Below are 18004 nucleotides of genomic sequence, written 5' to 3' on the forward strand. Positions count from 1 at the left end.
ATTCTTCCTCCTCAGGTTAAGCTTGTACCCGTATTTTTCTTTTTTCCTCTATTAGAGGCATAACCTTCTCTGAAAATCTCTGCATTTCTTCAAGCTGCGGCGAGAATTGAAGCAGCAGAAGATCAACGCCCGCTTCCTCATAGTCGAGGATTTTTTCCGCAATCTGTTCAGGAGTCCCAATTAAATCCGGTCTCAAACCGCGGTTGGAAACCGAATAATCGTAAAGCTTGATCTGCTGCTCAAGCTGAGATTTCGTTGTAAAATCGTTATAGCCTGCGTAAGCGCTGGATTCCTTTACATCTGTAATTCTTGCGAGCTCCTGCTGGGCTTCCTCTTCTGTATCCCGGCAGACAATATAGGCCGCCATCCCGAAGGATTGAAAAGGCACCTTGCCGGAAGCGCTGCGCTTTTCCTTCATATCCGCTATTTTTGCACCGATTTCCTCCACGGTTCCTCCGTGCATCACATACGCATCACAATGGTCCACAATCGCCTGCTTGCCTCTTGGGCTTTCACCGCCGGCATATAGAATGGGATTCGGCTTTTGGACCGGTTTCGGCTCTAAATGGGCATTTTGGATATCGTAAAACTTCCCTTTATAGCTGAACGTTTCCTCTGTCCACAATCCTTTTAGTACCGCTAAGAATTCTTCTGTCCGGTCATAGCGCTCATCGTGCTCCGTAAAGATTCCGCCGTACTGCCTTGCTTCTTCTTCCCACCAGGCGGAGACCACATTCAGGGTAAACCGTCCATTGCTGATCTGGTCAATGTTTGCCGCCATTTTGGCGGTAACCGCAGGATTATGGAATCCAGGCCGGACCGCAGTCATTATTTCGATTTTTTCTGTGACAGATGCAAGCGCTGCCGCAGTTGTCCAAGCTTCAAGTGAATCGTGCTCAGGACCCTTTATATCATTTAAATACAGCTCAGCAATGAGTGTTGTGCTATAGCCCCAGTTTTCTGCGGACTGCATCACTTTTTTTGCATACTCAAAGGTAGGAGGCATCTGCTCGTTTTCTACATTCCTAAGCCAGCCTCCGAAGATAGGAAGCCAAAATCCATACTTCATCTGTCCCACACTCCTAAAATCTGTATAACGCAAAAAAACTTCCTCGATAAGAAGAAGTTTGGCATTTAGCTTCAGTCTTATCTTTCAGAACTACGTCTGCTGGATTTAGCACCTTACTGAATATCAGTGGTTGCCGGGCTTCAAAGGGCCATTCCCTCCGCCTCTCGTGATAAGAAATATTTAATTCGAATTAATCCTACCATAGATGCAGACTTTAGACAAGTAAAGTAACCTATTATTCTAAATTATCTGACCTTATTTTTGGAAGATTACGGAAATAGAATCTCTCTTCCAAATATGCTTTAGTAACGGAAGCACCTCTGGTACATTTAGAAGGACAGGCAAATACTCGCGCAGGAGGACGTCCCCTTTGATATTATTAATCGATAATTATGATTCATTTACATACAATTTGTATCAATATATCCTGGAGCTCGGGGAAGAATGCAGAATTGCGAGGAATGATGAAATTACAGTGGAAGAGGCTCTAAGCCTCGATCCCGAGTCTATCATTCTATCACCAGGTCCCGGAAAACCGGCAGATGCGGGAATATGCCTCGAACTGATCCGGAGGCTGCATCAGGAAGTGCCTATGCTGGGCATCTGCCTGGGGCATCAGGCTATAGCAGAGGCATTTGGCGGCAGGGCAGTCAAAGCCAGAAGGCCCATGCACGGCAAAGTATCCCTTATTAACCATGACCATAAAACCATCTTTAGGAACATTGAAGGACCATTCTCGGTTACCAGATATCATTCATTAATTGCTGAAAAATCCACCCTTCCTTCCTGCCTGCAGATTTCTGCAGAGGCAGAAGACGGCGAAATCATGGCGCTGCGGCACCGGACTTCTCCAATAGAGGGACTGCAATTCCATCCTGAATCCATCATGTCTGAGCACGGACATGAGCTGCTTCAGACCTTTATCCATAGCTATAAAAGGCAGGTTAAACAATGACTATAAAGAAGCCTTATCTCCAATTTGATTTTTCTGATTCAGACAGGCATCAAAAGCCGCTTGTATTTTCGAATCCTATTGCCATCCTGGAAGCGCGCCGTCTGGATGAGGTGTTGGGCATGCTGGAGAAAGTGGAAAGATTTGTACAGGAAGGAAAGTATGCGGCCGGTTATGTTTCCTATGAAGCAGCGCCTGCTTTTGAAAAGTCCTTCAAGGTACAGAAAAACCCTAAGATGCCGCTCATCTGGTTTGGCATTTATGATGCGCCGCAGTCAGAAGACATTTCCAGAGTTCCGCTCCCTTTTCATGTGTCAGACTGGAAGTCCCCCTGGAGCAGAGAAAAGTACCAGGCAGGCTTTGAAAAAATAAAAAACGAGATAGAAGAAGGCAATACCTATCAGGTCAATTATACAATGAGGCTGAGATCACGGTTTGAAGGAGATTCTTTTGCTTTCTATAAGCAGCTTTCAAAGGCGCAGTCCTCCAAGTACTGTGCATACCTGGACATTGGCGAATACAGCATCTTATCCGCTTCCCCGGAATTGTTCTTTAAGCTTGAGAATCATAAAGTAACAACGCGGCCGATGAAAGGGACCGTCCAGAGAGGGAGGACGCTGCAAGAAGACCGAGGAAATGCAGAGTGGCTGTACAACTCTGAGAAGAATCGGTCTGAAAATTTGATGATCGTGGATTTGCTGAGAAATGATCTGGGAAGAATTGCAAAGGCGGGAACCGTAAAAGTGCCGGAATTATTTGCGATTGAGAAATATCCGACAGTCTGGCAGATGACCTCTGGGATTACAGGAGAGCTTCAACCGAGATGCACATTTCTTGATGTGTTCAAAGCCCTTTTCCCCTGCGGTTCTATCACCGGAGCTCCTAAGATCAGTACGATGGGCATCATTACGGAAGTGGAGGATGAGCCAAGGGAGGTGTACTGCGGGGCCATCGGCTATATTACACCTGAAGGAAAAGCTGTGTTTAATGTGCCAATCCGTACGGTTTCGATCCATAATCAATCCGGTGAAGCCTGCTATGGAGCAGGAGGGGGAATTACCTGGGATTCAGGAATGAAGGATGAGTATCATGAAGCATTTGTAAAAGCCAGGCTGTTAACCCAGAAGCCGTTCCATTTTGAATTGCTGGAATCTCTCAGGCTGGAGGAAGGCGGCTATTTTATTCTGCCCGAACACATGGAAAGGCTTCAAAATTCGGCGGAATACTTTGACTTTCCATTTGAAGAAAAGAAGGTGCTAGAGGCTCTGCGTGCATTTGCTGAGAAGCATAAAAACGGTCTATGGAAGGTAAGATGCCTCTTAAGTCCAAATGGGGATCTAAATGTCGAAGGAGCAGAATTGTCCAAGAATGAAGATGGGGTCACATGCTCCCTGGCCCAAAAGCCCATTTCTTCCGACAATATCTTTTTATATCATAAAACTACCAACCGGAAAGTGTATGATGATTTCAAAAAGGAAGGCACAGACTTCGACGTTCTGCTGTGGAATGAGCGCGGAGAACTCACGGAATTCACCTTCGGCAGCCTGGTTCTTGAACTGAAAGGAGAGCTCCTGACCCCTCCCGTCTCAAGCGGTCTCCTGCCGGGAACCTTCAGGGAACATCTCCTTAAAACCGGAAAAATCAAAGAACAAACCCTCACAAAAAGCGATCTAGAAAAAGCCCAAAACACCTGGCACATAAACAGCGTGAGGAAATGGGTCAAGGTGAAACTAAAAGCGTAGAACGGTGCTTTTCAAACTAAAACTCATGTGGTGCAGTATGATGCACGATCTATTTAGATAAACATGCCATTTTGAAAAGCAGACATCCGAAAAGCATAAGACGAGCTGGCTATGGGGAGCGGTCTTCTCCCCATGGACTGATTGGCTTATGACTCGAGGATGTCAGTTCGGAGCTGGATATGCCTAAAGCTGAAAGCAGTGCCTTCCGAGCTAAACTTTAAATAGTATACATGACCAGCCATAAAAGTTTATAAAGACTCTCTCAATTGGAAGGCAGAGACCTGTCAAGCACAAGAATTCATATAGAAAAAAGCGGCAGCCTGCCGCTTTTTTTAATCAGCACCAACCGCCCTGATCGCAGTCGGTGTATTTCATGTCTGGTGTTTCCGTTACATCAACGGTTTGGTAGATGCGGTCGTTTTCGGCTTGATAGCCGTCTTCTAGTGCATATGCAATTCCACTATCAGAGTGAGTAACCTTTCCGATTCTGTCTTCTCCGGAAAACAGATTCATTTCCCCGTTTTCAATCCTGCCTACGACTCCCTCGGTGATATCTACCTGTGTTTGCTTAAGTACCATTGAAAACAGTCCTTTCTTTTTGTTTTATCATTTCCCTTGGTTCATGAAACATTCCAAAAATAATTTTGTGCAATAGTAAATTCCGCAAAACAAGGAATGTATGGATTCTATCCCTCATAATGCGATGCTGTGCTATGCTAAAGGTTTTATTGGTATAAATCCATATGCATAGGATTTTTGTGAACTTCCTGCCCATTATTATAGTTGTAAAATGCGTTCCTTATATTGGCTGGTTTAGAGATCCCGAATTCATGGTATTTATAAACATCAGCTGATAACTAGTTCTTAAACAACAATTTCGGGGTGTAATTATGGAACATACAGAAGTAAGAAGAACCAAGGCTGCTTCAGGCAGGCTGGGAAATGCAATCATAGCCACTAAACAAAAAACAGGCTTAAAGCGCAAGCTTCAGGCCAGACATATCACAATGATCTCATTGGGAGGAACCATCGGCACAGGCTTATTCCTGGCCAGCGGGAATGCCGTTCATAGCGCAGGCCCTGGCGGTGCGCTGCTTGCCTATGGATTAGTAGGAATCATGGTATTCTTTCTGATGACAAGCCTGGCAGAGCTGGCGTCATATATGCCGGTCGCAGGTTCCTTCAGTGTTTATTCTTCAAGGTTTGTAGATGAATCCCTGGGGTTTGCCATGGGCTGGAATTATTGGTACAGCTGGGCTGTCACCATCGCGGCAGAGCTGTCGGCAGTCGTACTGGTCATGAAATATTGGTTTCCTCATACCCCTTCACTATTATGGAGCGGGTTAACACTAGCTATTTTATTTCTTTTAAATGTCCTCTCAGTAAAAAGCTTCGGAGAATCTGAATATTGGTTCTCACTCATTAAAGTCGTTACCATTATCATTTTCATCGCTGTAGGCATCTTAATGATCTTCGGAATCATGGGCGGGGAGGCACCAGGCTTTAAAAACTTCACCGTCGGCGATGCACCGGTGCACGGCGGACTGATGTCGGTTCTTGGTATCTTTATGGCTGCCGGCTTTTCCTTCCAGGGAACTGAACTGCTCGGGGTAACGGCAGGGGAAAGTAAAGATCCGAAAAAGCATGTTCCGAAAGCCATTAAGCAGGTTTTCTGGAGAATATTATTATTTTATATCCTGACGATTGCCATCATTGGCCTGATTATTCCTTACACTACTCCGGAGCTGGCGACCAGTGATGATATTACAGTCAGCCCATTTACACTGGTTTTTGAAAAGGTGGGATTTGCGTTTGCGACCTCTGTGATGAATGCAATTATCCTGACTGCGATCTTATCAGCGGGGAATTCAGGGATGTACGCTTGTGCGCGCATGCTCTGGAATATGGCGAAAGAAGGGCAGGCGCCGAAGGTTTTTGGGAAAGTGACAAAAAGCGGGATTCCATTAAATGCACTGATCCTTACAGCGCTTGTAGGCTGCTTGGCTTTTCTTTCCTCCTTATTTGGAGATGGTGTGGTTTACACCTGGCTGTTGAATGCTGCAGGTCTCTCCGGGTTTATCGCATGGATTGGGATTGCGGTAAGTCATTATAGATTCAGGAAGGCTTATGTGGCACAGGGGAGAAGCCTGGAAGATTTGCCATATCGTGCAAAATGGTTTCCTTTCGGACCGATTTTTGCCTTTGCACTCTGCGCCTTCATCATCATCGGGCAGAACTATTCCGCCTTCACTGAAGGGCCGATTGATTGGAAGGGGATGCTTGTATCTTATATCAGCCTTCCATTGTTCTTTATTTTATGGTTTGGCTATAAATTCATAAAGAAAACGAAGGTTGTTAAGCTTGCTGACTGTGATTTAAGCCCGACCAAACATTAGGAAAAAAATCAAAATAAAAGGCCCCTATCAGCTGTAGGGGCCTTTCGTATGTTATTTATCTGTCGTTAAATCGGCTTTTTCAATCGGTACAATCTTAGTCTTTTTCAAAAGCTTGTAGCCCAGCCACAGGATCAGGAATAAGGGAAGTCCGATATAGGAAACCATAACACCGTTCCAGTCGATTGAATCGCCGAAGAATGCCGAGTAGTTTTGCCCTAGAATAACAACGATACAAAGGGCAAATGCAAACAGAGGTCCAAACGGGAACCATTTTGCACGATAAGGAAGGTCTTTAAGATCTTTACCTTGTGCAACATAAGCCTTTCTGAAGCGGTAATGGCTGATGGCAATTCCGACCCAGGCAATGAATCCTGACATTCCTGAAGCGTTTAAGAGCCATACATACACTGTTCCTTCTCCAAAAAGGGAGGCTAGGAAAGCGATAGTTCCGACCAGTGCCGTGATAATCAGGGCATTGACAGGTACCCCGCGGTGATTTAATTTACCAAGAAACTTTGGAGCATAGCCTTCCCGGGCAAGATCCCAAAGCATACGGGTAGAAGCATACATACCTGAATTTCCTGCGGAAAGTACAGCTGTCAAAATAATGGCATTCATTACCGAAGCAGCAAACGCAATACCAGCACGCTTGAATACTAAAGTGAACGGACTCACAGCAATATCCCCGCTTAAAAGGTCTTTATTCGTATAAGGAATCAGCAAACCAATCACAAGAATCGCAAGAATATAAAATAAAAGAATTCTCCAAAAAACAGATTTAATGGCTTTAGGAATGTTTTTCTCCGGATCTTCACTTTCACCGGCAGCAACTCCCAACAGTTCTGTTCCCTGGAAAGAGAATCCAGCAGCCATAAAGATTCCAAGGATAGCAAGGAAACCGCCGCTGAATGGTGCATCCCCCGCGGTGAAGTTTTCAAACCCAGGCGCATGATGTCCGCCCATAATGCCAATCACCATTAATAATCCGACAATAATGAAAACAATAACTGTCACTACTTTGATCAAGGAGAACCAGAATTCAGCTTCCCCAAATCCCTTTACGGATAAATAATTTAATAAAAACATAATAATCAGGCATATTCCGCTCCATAATAGGGAAGGAGTATGTGGGAACCAGTACTTCATGATCAGGGTCACAGCTGCAAGTTCGGCAGCAATGGTGATTGCCCAGTTGTACCAATAGTTCCATCCCATGGCAAATCCGAATGCAGGATCAACGAATTTAGATGAATAAACACGGAAGGATCCTGCCACAGGCATATAGGCAGCCATTTCAGCAAGTCCTGTCATCAGAAAGTAAACCATAATGCCGATAGCAGCATAGGCGGCAAGCGCCCCGCCGGGTCCCGCATTATGGATGGCACCGCCGCTGGCTAGAAATAGACCAGTACCAATTGTGCCTCCGAGGGAAATCATGCCTAAATGTCTGGATTTTAAGCTTCTTTTTAATTGAGAAGGCTTTGTGTTTCTACTTGTTGTACTCAATTTTACATCTCCTTTTCTTGTATTTGGAAGGAGCAGAAAATAAAAAAAGCCGTCGAAGGATCGACGGCTTTCAAATATAGTCCGAATCAAACCTTCCGATGATTAGCTCCCCACGCTTTTTAGAATAAAAAGCGTGACAGTGTTGTCCCTCTTAGGTGACAGCCCCAATTTGCTTTCAAAGAGATGAACAGCAAATTTCGGCAGCTTTTCCTTTCAGGCGTAGTCGTCGATCTCTCAATATCTCGTACGCATTACTGATAAAAACTGCAACCTCTACTTAATCGGTGTATGAGGAATTATTAAATTAAGAATCTTTTAGAAGTATAGTTGAAATTAACTAGAATAGCAACAGTTATTTTATACCTGTGGAGGTGTTCCTATCTGATTCGGGGCATTTAAAAGAAAACCCCTGCTGGTGTCGGCCCTGCGGGAGCGGTGCTTTAGGGAATTGAGCGCGGTTTAATATGGGAACTTACCTAAGATAGGAAAGAACGACTCGGTGATGGGGCTGGGGTTTAATAGGTTGTGCCATGGAAGAGACCGAGAGTGGTGAGGATTCGGACTGATTCCGGGTGAAGTGGAGGAAAGTTGTCCGAAGGGAGCTCCGCTTAGGACAGTTTGGAGAGGAAAGGGCTTAAAGTTGTCCGAAGGCAGCTCGACTTCGGACAGGTTGAGGAGGAAAGGACATGAAGTTGTCCGAAGGCAGCTCCCCTTCGGACAGGTAGAGGAGGAAAGGGCATGAAGTTGTCCGAAGTCAGTTCCACATTGAACAGGTGTGGCGGGTTCTGTTCGTAACTGACACCTTCAGTCATGAGTCAGGTGTCTGCTTTTCAAAAAGTTTTCTTTATAAGAATAGATTGTATATCATTCTTATTCATCTTAAATATAGTTGAAAAGCACCGTTCTCCGCTTTTAGGGATATCCAGCTGTAAGCTGAGACCTTCGAGTCACAAGCCAAACCGGCTACGGGGAGAAAGGCACTCCCCATAGCCGGCTCGTCTTGTGCTTGTCAGGTCTCTGCCTTCCAAATGGTAGAGTTTTTATAATTCTTGATGAGAGACATATTAATGGTAGTTTATAGTAGAAGGCACCGCTTTCCGCTTTTAGGGATATCCAGCTGCGAACTGCCTTCCCATAGCCGCCCTGGCTTATACTAGTCGGAAGGCTGCTTTTCAAAAAGCTTTCTTTATAGAATAGATTTGTATATCATTCTTTTTCACCTTAAAGTTAGTTGAAAAGCACCGTTCTCCGCTTTAAATTTAAGCATTTTTTAAGCTTTTTGGTTGAGAATAAGGGGGATGGGGAAAGGCAATTATCACCATCGCTTTTTTGGATGTTGAGAAATTCTTTTGTTACAGTATAATTAGTAAGTGCTGTCTGACAGAAAAAGATGGGAATTTAGTGATTTTTTTGCCGCGCGGATGATTAGTGCGGGTTAGATGTAAAAGGAGAGTCCACATGCAGTCTCAAAAAAATATTTCATCTCGAATTGATTATGGATTAGCGTTCATTCTTTTGCTTCTATTTTTGGCTAGCTGTACAGCTATTTACAGTGCCCAGTCGACCGGGCAATATGGGGAAAACTTTGTCTTGAAGCAAGTCTTTTGGTACATAGTGGGGTGCGGCCTGATTGGCGGGATCATCACCCTTGATTCGGACCAATTAAAAAAGCTGTCATGGTATGCATATGGCTTTGGGATTTTTTTGCTTCTTCTGATTATTGTGGCTCCTGCAAGTATTGCGCCGGCAAGGAACGGGGCGAAAAGCTGGTTTGTCCTGCCGGGGCTTGGATCGCTTCAGCCTTCTGAGCTGGTGAAGGTATTTATTATCTTGGCGCTTGCCACCGTTATTTCTAACCATCATGCCAAGAATAGGGTCAAGACTGTGAAAAGCGATTTCTGGCTCCTCATCAAATTGGGGTTAGTCACGATGGCTCCTCTGATGCTTGTCATGCAGCAGCCGGACCTTGGGACATCGCTTGTGTTTTTAGCGATTCTGCTTGGGATGATCTTTATTTCAGGTGTCTCCTGGAAGATCCTGCTGCCCATCTTTGCGGGCGGTATTACATTGATTGGGATCATCTTTTTCTTTGTTCTCTGGCATCCTGATCTGCTGGAAAAATATCTGGGCGTTAAGCAATACCAGTTTGGGCGGATTTATTCCTGGATCGATCCTTATAATTACCAGAGCTCTGAAGGCTTTCAATTGACCCGTTCCCTGCTTGCCATCGGATCTGGTGAAACTGGCGGGAAAGGCTTCGGACAGAGGGTAGTCTATCTTCCGGAAAGCCATTCTGACTTCATATTCAGCGTCATTGGCGAAGAATTCGGATTTGTCGGCTCAAGCGTAGTCATCAGTCTTTTGTTTTTACTGATCTACCATATCACAAAAATTGGCATGGATTCTAAAAATGATTATTATACGTATCTATGTGTTGGAATCATTAGCATGATTACCTTTCACGTATTCCAAAATATCGGCATGACGATCGGTGTCCTTCCGATTACAGGGATTCCTCTTCCGTTCATCAGCTACGGAGGGAGCTCGCTCCTCGGGAACTTCCTTGCCATGGGAATCATTTTCAGCATCCGTTACCACTATAAGAAATATATGTTTTCTACTGAAGCCTAGTTAAGAGCAATTCCTCAAAAAAGGAATTGCTCTTTTTTAGAATCATTTACCCTTTAGGAAAATTACAGGTATAATGAAAGGTAAGATGGAAATATTGTTGTTCTTAACTCTGTACAATAGGGGAAAAAACAGAGATTATAGACGTTCATTTTGAAGAGGTGAGAGTTTGCCAAATACTAAGTTATTCCGGTTTGGGTATGGGATCATCATTCTATTTCTCATTATTTTGCTTGGCACCAAGGTCCGCTTCATTTTTCGGCCGATTGAAGTGCTGTTTCAAACGCTGTTTTTCCCTTTTCTTATTTCAGGGGTCCTTTATTATCTGCTGAGGCCGATCGTTCAATTCCTTCAGAGGCGGAGAGTGCCCAAGGCTCTATCTATTCTTTTGATCTACTTATTGTTCATCGGGATTGGGACTGTATTGGTCCTCTGGATCGGACCTGAGCTTCAGAAGCAGTTCAAGGGGTTAATTGATAATTTCCCGGCCCTCCTTGATACATTGAGAGAAAAAATAGTGGGATTAAAGGAGAATAAATGGTTCTCAAGATTCCAGCAGAATGATTATTTGACCCTGGATACGGTGACCGAGAAAATCAATGCTTACCTAAGCACGAATGTTTCAGATCTCGGAAATAAAATCACAAATATTCTCGGGATCATTACGAATATTGTCACCATTGCGATTACGGTGCCGTTCATTCTCTTTTATCTATTGAAAGATGGGCAGGGGGCCCCGAACGGAGTGCTGAGGTTTCTTCCGTATCTGCAGGCGACAGAAGCCAAAAAGATCTTGAAGGATATGGATACGGCATTAAGCTCCTATATACAGGGGCAGGCTATTGTCAGTTTCATAGTCGGAGTCATGATGTATATCGGTTATTTAATCATCGGCATTGATTATTCACTGATTCTGGCTACCATTGCCATGCTCACCAATGTGATCCCATTTATCGGACCGTTCATTGCGATTATCCCTGCGCTCATCATCGGGTTTATTGCTTCTCCATTTATGGCGATTAAGGTGGTCATTGTGGCAGTGGTTGTCCAGCAGATCGATGGGAACTTTTCGTCCCCTTATATCATGGGAAGAAAGCTGGATCTGCATCCGCTCACGATCATTCTTTTGCTATTGGTGGCAGGAAGCATGGCAGGCTTGATGGGAATGATCCTTGCTGTTCCTTTTTATGCTGTATTAAAGGTCATTGTAAGCCATACATACCGTCTGTACAGGCTGCATAAAGATCGGGAGACAGTTATAGATATTGAATCATGATAAAAAAAGGCTGGCTTAGCATGTCCGTAATCTGGACCTGCATGAGCCAGCCTTCTTATTTTGATCAGTTATTTACAGGGACTGCGTGGAAATATTCTTCAAGAGTGATACCTCGCCCCATCACGTCCCTGGCAATGGCTGTCCCGACATAGCGGAGGTGCCAAGGCTCATATTTGTAACCGGTAATGGATTGCTTTCCTTCTGGATAACGGATGATGAATCCATAATCCGCCGCGTGTTCCTGAAGCCATTTAGCTTCTTTCGTACCTCCGAAACAGGATTCTGCGGCACACTTGCCGTCGCCGCCGGTAACATCGATCGTGAGTCCGGTCTGGTGCTCACTTGTCCCAGGAACGGCACTGTAGGTCCTGGCCTTTTCATATCCATCCTTCTTCACATAGGCATTAAACAGGCCAACCTGTGTTACATATGAGCGGTAGGCGGAAACCCCCAGCAGCTGCATTCCCTGCTGTTTGGCCCCCGCAAATAGACGGCTGATGGCATCTGAAGCAGGCTTTCTCATTTTCTTTTTTTCCGAATTGCCGCTAAAAATAAACGGAATGTTTGTATACACTAGATCCCCGGGTACATAGCCATCTGGAAGCTTATTTTCTTTATTGATCAAAACCTGGATGGAACTTGGCTGGGCTGCAAGATGGATCGACTGATCTTCATTTCCGTCCGGATCCTTTTTGGGATCAGGCTTAGAAGGAACCTGTATGTCTGGTTTCTTCACAACAGGAGTCTTTACTTCTCCTGTCGGCTTGGACGCTGGAGCGGAAGGCTCCTCGTTTTTTGGAGGTACCGTTTTATTTTCCTTTGATGTATCATTGTTATTTTTATTAGCAGGAGTAACTGTTAGGCTATCCTCCTGTTTGCTAGTTTCCTTGTTTGGAAGTGATTTACTCTCTTGCTGGCTGTCATCCTGCTTTTCCTCCTGCTTGTCAGGGAGGGCAGCTGTGTCGGAGTCCTTCTTTTCCTCAGAGCTTTGTGCAGGAGCAGTCCCTGAAGTTTTCGGGGACTCTTCCTTTGGAGTCTCTTCTTTTGCCGCTTCTTTTTTAGGAGTGCCCATTGATTGTGCTTTTTCCTCAGGCTTGGAGCTTTCCTGGTTTTGTGTGCCGCAGCCCGCAAGGATACTGGATGCCAGGAGAAGGGCTGCAGAAATGGATATATACTTTTGCATGATACTACTTCCTTTAATTGTATTTTTTTCATATGAAGGGATAACATTCCTATACGCCTATTTTATAACAATTAAAGCGGTCGTTAAATGGAAATTGGTGTATATAATTGTCCTATTAATAGAGAATTTATCGACAAGGAACCTTATTCGTCAAAAAATAGTACATAATAACCAAAAAAAGCATATAAAACACATGGCAAATCTACTATAATGTGGGAGGCGGAGAAGTGCCGCGGAATGTATAGGTTATAGAGGAGTCAATGGTTCTATGAAGCTGCGAACGTACTTTGCTGTAATACTGGCAGCCATCATTTTCTTGCTGACGGCTTTCCTGGGCATCTCGATCAGCAGAATATCCAGTGCAAAAGTAGAAATGGAAAGCGGAAGCTCTTTATCGGGGCTGGCTTTTCAGATGGCGGATAAAATGGATTTCTTTATGTGGTCCCGTATGGGAACTGGTGGCTGCTCTTCAGCATTCTGAACAGGAACTGGGGAAAATGGAGGACCTGGCTCAGCGTGATGTGCTGACAGGACTGCCTAATCGGTTTGCCCTGCAGGAATATTTGCATGAAATCACGGCTGTAAAAGATACCTTTATCCTCTTATATCTTGCCCTGGATGGCTTTAAGGCAGTAAACGATACTTTGGGCCATCGGGCAGGAGACGAACTATTAAAGGAAATTGGCAAGCGTCTGGCTGCTTGGTCGAATCCCGGTCAATTCATGGCAAGACTTGACGGTGATGAATTTGTGGCAGTCATCTCCGAAACGGGGAAATCCGCCAGGGAAGATGGATTAGGACATGCCCATGACATTATTGCCTAGATTAATAAGCCTTTTAGTTAATGAGGGGAATGAAATGAAGGTGGGATGCAGTGCAGGGGGGGCAGTATCATACAGCCCTTTCCAAGGAGCTGCTAAAGTAATGGAGATTGCAGACCGTGCCTTACACAGGGCTAAACAGTCCGGGAAGAACCGGGTGCATTTTGATGCTTGATGCAAAGAAGAGGCGCTTTAAGGCAAGCCTCTTCTTATTTTTTTATTGATACTTCAATTCAGGGCTCCATTGCTCTTTTACCTGTCTTAGAGCCGTTTCGAAAATTTCCTCCTCCACTGCGCTTCTGTTCACTAATACATTTGTTTGATAGTTAAGTCCTTTATATTCAACAGTTACTGTTACTTCAACCATATCTTCCAACCCTTTCTCTCTTAAAAATACTATATTGATATAAATACAAATACTATTTACCATCAATAAGCCTGTTTTAAACCTCTGGACATATTTTTTGGAGGTTATAGTTATATTCTACAGACGATAGCTTAATTCCTCCTTAATAAAAAATGCCCTGGGGTGCAGGGCATTTTACTAACGGTTCATGAAAGAATCGATTTAAACATATCCTTTTTAATGGAATTCCATAACGAATGGTCTTCTGTGAAGACCTGTGCAAGATTAGCGGCAAATTGTTTGAATGCATCATCAAAAGCAGGGTCCTCTTTGGAAGGAAGGTCTTTTTTAAGCTCTGAAACCTGCTTTTCTGCTTCTGGAGCTCTCGGACCCCATTTTACTGTTTCCTCTCCGTTGTCATTCAATAAGAGGATGATAGGAATGGATCGGGACTTGCCATTGGTAAGATATTGATCCATCAGCTCAAGGTTTTCATCTCTGATCAGATATCTTTCCTCTATTCCTGCTGCATCCGCGATATGCATAAAGATAGGCAGGTTGACCATGGCATCGCCGCACCAGTCAGCAGTTAAAATCACCGCCTTAAGCCTCTTCTCTTTTAATGGTGCAAGAAGCTCGCGTTCCTCATTATTCAGTGAAAATCCTTCATATACCTTTTGGAGATGATCTTGGTGCACCTGCATGTTTCCGATATATTCCTCCCGGGAAAGCCCTTTTGAAAACCAGTTTTCTAAGTTTTTCATGGTGCGATTCCTCCTTTTTCTTCCTATCTTATCACTGGGAATGGAATTTTTCATTTAAGAGGATTATGCTGAGAGGTGCGAACACTAAGCCGTCATTTGGTTTAATGGAGTGAAAGTCATCCCATTGACAAGGTAAAAAGGGTTCAATATTCTTATAAAGACTAAAAATGATCAACGGGCAAATAATGAAATAAAGTAGAAGAATATCTTTAGGAGGGGATAGGATGTCTGAACTTGATCAGCAGTTCGACGCTTTATTAAGCAAATATACGGAATTATTATTGGGAACCACAGATGATTCCCTTCAGCAGAAGGTAATGAAGTGGGCTCTGTATACCCACATTTCTAAATCCATGCCGAATCTTTCCAGGCACTGGAACGAAACATATCCTGAAGGCAAGAAAGAGATGATTTCCATTATTTCTGAGATTAAAGCCCTCAATGAAGAGAATAGGAAAAAATAATAAAGCTGCTGCCTAAGCGGAATAAGGCAGCAGCATTTTTAAATTGTCTGTTTTCACAAACTTCGCGGGCTTTGGAACAAAAATGAGCCTTTTACAAAAAAATGGTCTCGCCGCCTGTGTTTCTTATCGATTTTTTGTTTTTTGATTGCGGCTTGCCATTTCAACTGTAGGACCTGCGTTTCCTTTGACACTTGCGGCGCTTACACCTGCTTTAGAAGGATTCTTCTTGAGTTTTGCCATTGTACTCACCCCTCTACTATCGTGCCCTTCCGTATGGTTTTCTGTTCGTTGAAAGTTTTGTAAAAATGACATTCCGCCCCTTTTTCAATAAAGTGAAGATTCCCGGTTGCCAAATTTTCAGAAATATTTTATATTTGATGTAAGAGGATTTTTAGGTAAATTTTTTTACAGGAAAAATGAATGAGTATTCATTCAAGAATTTTTATTGATAAAAAAAGGGGGATCTTATTTTGGCGCGTCAAATAAGAAAAGCGGCTGTTCTTGGCTCAGGGGTGATGGGCTCGGGAATAGCGGCACATCTTGCAAACATTGGAATTCCAACACTATTACTGGATATTGCTCCTTCAGAGCTGCTTGAACAGGAAGCTAAAAAAGGGCTTTCCCTAAATGATAAAGAAGTAAAAAACAGATTGAGCAGCGGTGCGCTGCAAAAGCTGTTAAAGCAGAAGCCGGCTCCTCTCACTTCCAAAAAAAATCTTGCCCTCATTCAAGCTGGGAATTTCGTGGATGATATGCCGAGCCTATCTGAAGTGGACTGGGTCATTGAGGTTGTTGTTGAAAATCTGGAAATAAAGAAAAAAGTATTTGAGCAGGTCGATAAGTACCGCAAACAGGGAAGCATCGTCAGTTCCAATACATCAGGAATTTCAGTAGAGGCCATGATTGAGGGCCGGACAGACGATTTTAAAAAGAACTTCCTGGGTACGCACTTTTTCAATCCTCCACGCTATTTAAAACTGCTGGAAGTTATACCAACTTCCTCAACTGATCAGGAAGTTTTGGCTTTCATGAAGCAATTTGGCGAGGATGTTCTTGGAAAAGGAGTCGTCGAAGCAAAGGATACACCGAATTTCATTGCAAACCGAATCGGTACGTATGGACTGCTGGTGACTGTAAGGGAGATGCTTGAAGGCGGTTATAGCGTCGGTGAGGTGGATTCCATTACAGGACCTATGATCGGCAGGCCGAAAAGCGCTACCTTCCGGACACTGGATGTTGTCGGACTTGATACCTTTGCCCACGTAGCCAAAAATGTATATGACCAGGTGGAGGGGGAAGAAAAAGAAGTATTCAGAATCCCTTCGTTCCTGCAGAAGATGCTGAATAACAAGTGGCTTGGAAGTAAATCCGGACAGGGCTTTTTCTTAAAGCAGGGCAAGGAAATCCTTGAACTGGATCCTGAAACACTTGAGTATATCCCAAGAAAGAAGTTAAAAACTGCGGCAACAGAGTTAAGCAAGCAGGAAAAAGGCACGGCCAATAAATTGAAAGCGCTTGTATATTCAGAAGACCGTGCAGGGAGCCTGTTATGGAAAATCCTGAGTCCAGTTCTGGTTTATTCAGCTGAATTGCTTGGAACGATCGCCGATGATATTACAGCCATCGATCAAGCCATGAAATGGGGCTTTGGCTGGGATATGGGTCCGTTTGAGGTCTGGGATGCCATCGGGCTTGAAAAGTCTGTGGCTAAAATGGAGGCTGACGGGCTTACATTGCCGGATTGGGTCAAGAAATTGGCGGAAAGCGGCTCGCCGCAGTTTTATAAGGAAGAAGAAGGACACACGTTATTCTACTTGAACGGAGAATACCGCGTTCAAGCAGCAAACCCGAAGAACATAAATCTTAAGCAGTATAAAAAGATTCACGGCGTCATTAAAAAGAACAGCGGTGCAAGCCTGATCGACCTGGGAGACGGAGTTGCCCTTCTTGAATTCCACTCCCCTAATAATGCGATCGGGCCTGACATCAACCAAATGATCAATTATGCCATTGATGAAGTGGAAAAGAATTACAAGGGCCTTGTCATAGGGAACCAAGGCAAGAACTTCTGTGTAGGTGCAAATCTCGCCATGATCCTAATGGAAGCCCAGGATGATAATGTGTATGAGCTTGACATGGTGGTCCGCCATTTCCAGCAGGCCATGATGAAAGTGAAATACAGTGCTAAGCCGGTGGTTGCAGCACCATTTGGAATGACTCTCGGAGGAGGGGCTGAAGTCTGTCTGCCGGCTGCCAAGGTTCAGGCATCCTCAGAAACGTATATGGGACTGGTTGAAACAGGTGTGGGGCTGATTCCTGGCGGAGGCGGCAATAAAGAGCTTTATATGAAGCATCTGGATTCCCTGCCGAATGGAATTGACTTTGATCTCCAGAAAGTAGCCAACAAGGTGTTTGAGACCATTGCATTGGCGAAAGTCTCCACCTCTGGAGAAGAAGCCAGAGACAATAACTTCCTAGATGATGAAGACGGAGTCAGCGTAAATCCGGATCATCTCATCTATGATGCAAAACAGGCAGTGCTGGCATTGAGTGAGGCCGGATATACGCCTCCGGTACGGAAAAAGGTTCCGGTTGTAGGAGAGACCGGGTATGCAGCACTTCTGCTTGGTGCGGAGGCCATGCATCTTTCAGGCATTATTTCAGAGCATGACCTGAAGATTGCCAAAAAGCTTGCGTTTGTGATTGCTGGAGGAAATATCCCGTACGGTACAGAAGTGGATGAACAGTATCTGCTGGACCTGGAAAGAGAAGCGTTCTTAAGCCTTGTTGCAGAAGGGAAATCCCAGCAGAGAATGCAGCATATGCTTTTGAAAGGAAAGCCGCTTCGCAACTAAGA

General features: G+C 44.3%; 17 protein-coding genes and 2 riboswitches. Of the genes, 10 read left to right on the top strand and 7 right to left on the bottom strand.

Translation table 11 applies throughout. The annotated features are described in order from the left end of the window. Positions 1–16: 16 nt before the first annotated feature. The gene (locus H539_RS0117330; RefSeq protein ID WP_026694558.1) at positions 17–1069 is read right to left on the bottom strand and encodes an LLM class flavin-dependent oxidoreductase; all 1053 of its coding nucleotides are present in this window, start codon (positions 1067–1069) and stop codon (positions 17–19) included. A gap of 74 nt (positions 1070–1143) precedes the next feature. Beyond that, positions 1144–1245: riboswitch (SAM riboswitch) on the bottom strand. A 194-nt stretch (positions 1246–1439) separates the two neighbouring features. Between H539_RS0117330 and H539_RS0117335 the strand changes: the two genes are divergently transcribed. Continuing rightward, positions 1440–2024, top strand: a complete 585-nt coding sequence (locus tag H539_RS0117335) for an anthranilate synthase component II (RefSeq protein ID WP_026694559.1) — start codon at positions 1440–1442, stop codon at positions 2022–2024. Beyond that, on the top strand, positions 2021–3763 hold the full coding sequence (pabB, locus tag H539_RS0117340) for an aminodeoxychorismate synthase component I (protein WP_026694560.1): 1743 nt from the start codon (positions 2021–2023) through the stop codon (positions 3761–3763). The genes H539_RS0117335 and pabB overlap by 4 nt, the downstream gene beginning before the upstream one ends. Before the next feature lie 336 nt (positions 3764–4099). Here the strand turns inward: pabB and H539_RS0117345 are convergent, their stop codons facing one another. Next, positions 4100–4342: a YusG family protein gene (locus tag H539_RS0117345; RefSeq protein ID WP_026694561.1), complete on the bottom strand. Its 243-nt coding sequence runs from the start codon at positions 4340–4342 to the stop codon at positions 4100–4102. A gap of 311 nt (positions 4343–4653) precedes the next feature. Here H539_RS0117345 and H539_RS0117350 point away from each other — a divergent pair, with 311 nt between their 5' ends. Next, on the top strand, positions 4654–6159 hold the full coding sequence (locus H539_RS0117350; RefSeq protein WP_035323049.1) for an amino acid permease: 1506 nt from the start codon (positions 4654–4656) through the stop codon (positions 6157–6159). A 51-nt stretch (positions 6160–6210) separates the two neighbouring features. Here H539_RS0117350 and H539_RS0117355 read toward each other — a convergent pair whose 3' ends face one another. Then, the gene (locus H539_RS0117355) at positions 6211–7665 is read right to left on the bottom strand and encodes an amino acid permease (RefSeq protein WP_026694563.1); all 1455 of its coding nucleotides are present in this window, start codon (positions 7663–7665) and stop codon (positions 6211–6213) included. A 95-nt stretch (positions 7666–7760) separates the two neighbouring features. After that, a riboswitch (Lysine riboswitch) is annotated at positions 7761–7949 on the bottom strand. 1174 nt (positions 7950–9123) lie between these two features. Here H539_RS0117355 and H539_RS0117360 point away from each other — a divergent pair. Continuing rightward, positions 9124–10296 (top strand): FtsW/RodA/SpoVE family cell cycle protein, encoded by a 1173-nt coding sequence (locus H539_RS0117360; RefSeq protein ID WP_026694564.1) that lies wholly within the window; start codon positions 9124–9126, stop codon positions 10294–10296. Positions 10297–10462: 166 nt separating this feature from the next. Then, positions 10463–11569, top strand: coding sequence for an AI-2E family transporter (locus H539_RS0117365; RefSeq protein ID WP_026694565.1), 1107 nt, complete (start codon positions 10463–10465; stop codon positions 11567–11569). Between the two features lie 64 nt (positions 11570–11633). On the opposite strand, the gene H539_RS0117370 is transcribed toward H539_RS0117365, so the two are convergent. Further along, complete coding sequence (locus H539_RS0117370) at positions 11634–12752, bottom strand: D-alanyl-D-alanine carboxypeptidase family protein (RefSeq protein WP_026694566.1); 1119 nt, start codon at positions 12750–12752, stop codon at positions 11634–11636. 268 nt (positions 12753–13020) lie between these two features. Here H539_RS0117370 and H539_RS30230 point away from each other — a divergent pair, with 268 nt between their 5' ends. The 3 genes from H539_RS30230 to H539_RS31660 are packed head-to-tail and all read left to right on the top strand — an operon-like array spanning position 13021 to position 13748. Then, complete coding sequence (locus H539_RS30230; protein ID WP_026694568.1) at positions 13021–13233, top strand: hypothetical protein; 213 nt, start codon at positions 13021–13023, stop codon at positions 13231–13233. 16 nt (positions 13234–13249) lie between these two features. After that, on the top strand, positions 13250–13576 hold the full coding sequence (locus H539_RS30235) for a GGDEF domain-containing protein (RefSeq protein ID WP_026694569.1): 327 nt from the start codon (positions 13250–13252) through the stop codon (positions 13574–13576). Between the two features lie 34 nt (positions 13577–13610). Beyond that, a complete protein-coding gene (locus tag H539_RS31660; protein ID WP_162144752.1) occupies positions 13611–13748 on the top strand; it encodes a hypothetical protein in 138 nt (45 codons plus the stop codon). A gap of 42 nt (positions 13749–13790) precedes the next feature. Here H539_RS31660 and H539_RS30940 read toward each other — a convergent pair whose 3' ends face one another. Together H539_RS30940 and H539_RS0117400 are read right to left on the bottom strand one after the other, a co-directional pair. Next, positions 13791–13940 (bottom strand): BA3454 family stress response protein, encoded by a 150-nt coding sequence (locus tag H539_RS30940; protein WP_155890120.1) that lies wholly within the window; start codon positions 13938–13940, stop codon positions 13791–13793. Positions 13941–14125: 185 nt separating this feature from the next. Next, positions 14126–14683: a thioredoxin family protein gene (locus tag H539_RS0117400; protein ID WP_026694570.1), complete on the bottom strand. Its 558-nt coding sequence runs from the start codon at positions 14681–14683 to the stop codon at positions 14126–14128. Positions 14684–14907: 224 nt separating this feature from the next. Between H539_RS0117400 and H539_RS0117405 the strand changes: the two genes are divergently transcribed. Beyond that, on the top strand, positions 14908–15147 hold the full coding sequence (locus H539_RS0117405; RefSeq protein WP_026694571.1) for a DUF2573 family protein: 240 nt from the start codon (positions 14908–14910) through the stop codon (positions 15145–15147). 123 nt (positions 15148–15270) lie between these two features. On the opposite strand, the gene H539_RS30945 is transcribed toward H539_RS0117405, so the two are convergent. Next, positions 15271–15387, bottom strand: a complete 117-nt coding sequence (locus tag H539_RS30945) for a YuzL family protein (RefSeq protein ID WP_081415928.1) — start codon at positions 15385–15387, stop codon at positions 15271–15273. 275 nt (positions 15388–15662) lie between these two features. On the opposite strand from H539_RS30945, the gene H539_RS0117415 reads away from it, so the two are divergent. Next, positions 15663–18002: a 3-hydroxyacyl-CoA dehydrogenase/enoyl-CoA hydratase family protein gene (locus tag H539_RS0117415; protein WP_051348672.1), complete on the top strand. Its 2340-nt coding sequence runs from the start codon at positions 15663–15665 to the stop codon at positions 18000–18002. Positions 18003–18004 lie beyond the last annotated feature (2 nt).

The sequence above is a fragment of the Peribacillus kribbensis DSM 17871 genome (assembly GCF_000430765.1).
GTDB lineage: Bacteria > Bacillota > Bacilli > Bacillales > DSM-1321 > Paraperibacillus > Paraperibacillus kribbensis.